We start from the raw sequence: 3,348 nt of genomic DNA, 5'->3' as shown, positions 1-3,348 counted from the left end.
ATGCACCATTTCGGGACGGGGATATACTTCGGCAAGGGCGATCGGCGGTGCGGGTTGGCCGATCTTCTCGTAGAAGCGCCACAGGATTTCAGCCGAGTAGATGCGGTGATTCTTGGCGCGGTCGTCGTTGTAGTTGATGAAGTACATTTCGATCGCGGGGTTCTCTCCGGCCTCCAGCCGCGACGAGAAATCTCGCGGAATGACCCACAAACCGTCGATACGGTAAGCGTGATACGTCTCCCGGGCCTCTTCCTCGGGAAGGTCGAGCACGTCGTAGTACGGAACGCCGAAGGGGGATATGACTTCGGCGAGTGTTTCACCGAGCACCGCGCCGTAGGGTCCCTCATCGTGGTCGATCACGGCCAGCTTGAAACTCAACCGGCCGCCCAGCAGCAGGCCGAAGGCGATCAGGATCAAGGTGGGGGGAATGAAGCCGCCCAGGGCGGTGATCGGATCGCGCCGCCAGGCTTTGAATTCAGTTCCTAACAGAATCCAGAAGCGCTTCATGGCGGTCACTCCTGCTGTCCCAAGACTCGGCGGCGGTAAGCGAACGCCGACAGTCCCAGCGCTGCGGCGCTGAAAACCGTCAGGGCGAGGATCGAGGTAGTGCTGTTGCCGATTTTAATGCCGTAGTAACGCGGGAAGAGCAGTTCCACGGCGTAGGAATTGGGGACGAGCCGGCTGGTGAACTCGTATGCGCTGCTGAAACCGGTGGGCAGTCCGAAGGCGGCGCCCAGGATCCAGCAGCCGAACGCCGAACTCAGTCCGACCACGAACGCCGGCAGGCTGCTGCGCAGCAGCAGGCCGGCGCTGATGCCGATCGCACCGCCGACGAGGGCGATGGGCAGCAGAATCAGGGCGACGGCGAAGATCGAGTTGGGCCAAACGCTGTTGAACGATCCGATAACGACCATCAAAATTCCCGCCGACAACCAACCCAACAACACCAGACGGACGATGCGTGCGATGAACACCAGTGCCGGTGAAACGGGGGAGAGGCGGTATTCGAGAATGGTGTCGAACTCAAACTCCTGGGCGGTGAGGAACCCACCGATGAGCGCCGCGGCCAGAAAGGTCGTCATGGGCAGCATGGCCATACCGAAGTAGAGGTTGTACGGAGGGTCTTGCGGCAGCCAGGGATGTTCGACGATGCCGACCGCCCGTCCGTCGAGCGAATCGTCCCAGACGCGCAGTGCCGCTGCGGTGAGGCGGTTGCGCAGGTTCTTGACCAGGTTGCTGTCGATCAATCCATAGCGGTAGACGGCCGTGGCTCGATGATCTCTTTCTTCGACCGTGACGACCCCCGCGCCGATGGGATCACCCTCTTCTACCAGGACGGGGTGGATGTAGGCTGCGCCGTCCGGCGAGCCGACTTCGTACATGGCCTCGAGCAGCCGCTGGCCGGCGTCGCTTGTCGGCTGGATCAGATTGACGTCGAACGTCGGGTGTACGAGCACGCCCGCCATGATCGAGTACATCAATGCCGGCTGCAGTAATGCAATGAGGTGAATTGGCAGCGCAGTACGGACCATTTTCAATTCGTTCAGGATCAGCAATCGCAGGCGTCGCATGGTTTCACTCCCGCAGGGCGCGTCCGGTGTAGTGCAAGAAAACGTCGTCCAGCGTAGGCCGCATGATGCGCACTGAGTCGAGACGGTGCCCGGCGGCGGCGCGGGCGACCAATTCGCCTACGATCGATTCTGCGTTGGTCACTTCCAGACGGAGTTGGTCGGGTTGGGGGAACGTGGCCGCCTGCAGGCCCAGCCCGCGGAACAGGTCCTGCGGATTTTCAATATTGGGAGTCGTCCGCAGCGAGATCACGTCGCGTCCCAGCGTGGCTTTGAGGCGTTCCGGTGTGTCCATGGCGATCGCTTTGCCGTGGTCGATGATCAACAGCCGGTCGCAGAGCGTATCGGCTTCCTCCATGTTGTTGGTGGAGACGATGAAGGTCTTGCCCCGGGCCTGCTGCGTTTTGATGTGTTCCCAGAGGACGTGTTTGCCCTGCACGTCCACGCCCAGGGTGGGCTCATCGAAGAGGATCAGCGGCGGATCGTGCAACAGGGCCCGGGCCAGGGCGAGACGGCGCTTCATCCCCCCGGAATAGGTGCGCACGGGATCGCCGCGCCGCTCCCAGAGATTCATCAGGCGCAGCATGTCCTCGATTCGACCTTCGATATTGGCCAGCTTGTCACAATAGAGCGCGGCGTGGTGCAATAAATTATCGACGCCGCTCAAATCCGCATAGACGTTGGTTTCCTGGGGCACGAGCCCGATACGGCGCCGCACCTCCCGGGCTTGTGCCTGGGGGTCGAAACCAAGGATTCGAATCGCACCGCCGTGGCGTTTGAGCAGACCCGTGATCAAGTGAATCGTCGTCGTTTTACCGGCGCCGTTGGGTCCCAGCAGGCCGAAAATTTCACCCGGTCGTGCGCTGAAGGAGAGGCCGTCCACGGCGACCAGATCGCCAAAACGGCGCGTCACCGAATCGACGAACACTGCGTTTTCTGCTTCCATGCAATCCTCCGTTGGGCGTGGACTCATTGACTCCGGCGAACCGTCCCGTTAACGAATATGTCCACGAACTGCTGGACTACTTCGTCGATCGAGGTTTCGAGGGTCATGCTCCCGGCGAAAATGGCCCGGGCGACGTTGTAAGAGAAGAACATGCCGAAGAAGGCCTGCGCCATCACTTCGGGATCCATGTCCTGAACGTGACCCTCGGCGATCTGGCGGCGCAGGTAGGCGGCCAACCCGTCGCGCAGTCCGCGCGGCATCCGGCCCAGGACCTCACTGACTTCCTCGAAATGACCCGCCTCGCAGAGCATCATGCGCATGGCTTCCCGGCGTTCGATGAGCATGCGCATGAAGTGCCGGCCGAGGGTGAGCATGTCCTGTGGGTAGTCGCCTGAGAACTGCGAACCGAGGGCGGCGCGCATGTCCGGCGTGTCGGCGTATTCTTCCAGCACTGCGGCGAAGAGATTCTTCTTGGAACCGAAGTGCCGGAAGAGGGTCACCTCGCTGACTCCCGCTTCGGCGGCGATCTTGCGCGTCGTCGCCCGGGCGTACCCGAGCGTGGCGAAGAGTTCGGCTGCGGCCTGGATCAGGCGCTGGCGGGTGTCGGTGGATTCATTTGCGTCATGGGGCATGATTATCATCCATGTGTAAGTAAGTGCTTGCATACATATTACTCTTGTTCTGGCGGTCTGTCAATCCGGGTGCGAGGTGTTGGGTGCGGGGTGAAAATCCGGGCATATGAGATCGGAGTGAATTTACTGCGGAACAGCGATCGTTAACAGGATGATATTTCAATGAAGAGTCATGTAGAAGACCCGAAGGGTTTTGGAAACC

General features: G+C 60.9%; 4 protein-coding genes. All 4 read right to left on the bottom strand.

Annotated elements, in window-relative coordinates:
* On the bottom strand, positions 1–507 hold a 507-nt coding region (locus P8Z34_04865), incomplete at its 3' end, for a hypothetical protein (protein ID MEJ2549994.1).
* 5 nt (positions 508–512) lie between these two features.
* Positions 513–1,571 carry an ABC transporter permease gene (locus tag P8Z34_04860; GenBank protein MEJ2549993.1) on the bottom strand — a complete coding sequence of 353 codons (1,059 nt, stop codon included), beginning with the start codon at positions 1,569–1,571 and terminating at the stop codon, positions 513–515.
* 4 nt (positions 1,572–1,575) lie between these two features.
* Positions 1,576–2,514: an ATP-binding cassette domain-containing protein gene (locus P8Z34_04855; protein ID MEJ2549992.1), complete on the bottom strand. Its 939-nt coding sequence runs from the start codon at positions 2,512–2,514 to the stop codon at positions 1,576–1,578.
* Positions 2,515–2,537: 23 nt separating this feature from the next.
* Positions 2,538–3,146: a TetR/AcrR family transcriptional regulator gene (locus P8Z34_04850; protein ID MEJ2549991.1), complete on the bottom strand. Its 609-nt coding sequence runs from the start codon at positions 3,144–3,146 to the stop codon at positions 2,538–2,540.
* Between the last annotated feature and the right edge of the window lie 202 nt (positions 3,147–3,348).

The organism is Anaerolineales bacterium (genome assembly GCA_037382465.1).
GTDB lineage: Bacteria > Chloroflexota > Anaerolineae > Anaerolineales > E44-bin32 > WVZH01.
The sequence above is the reverse complement of the archived record's forward strand: the minus strand, read 5'-3'. Positions and strand labels throughout refer to the sequence as shown.

Bases quoted from the DNA above. Each gene is read 5' to 3' on its own strand.
- P8Z34_04860 (MEJ2549993.1), bottom strand. From the start codon at position 1,571: ATGCGACGCCTGCGATTGCTGATCCTGAACGAATTGAAAATGGTCCGT.
- P8Z34_04855 (MEJ2549992.1), bottom strand. From the start codon at position 2,514: ATGGAAGCAGAAAACGCAGTGTTCGTCGATTCGGTGACGCGCCGTTTT.
- P8Z34_04850 (MEJ2549991.1), bottom strand. From the start codon at position 3,146: ATGCCCCATGACGCAAATGAATCCACCGACACCCGCCAGCGCCTGATC.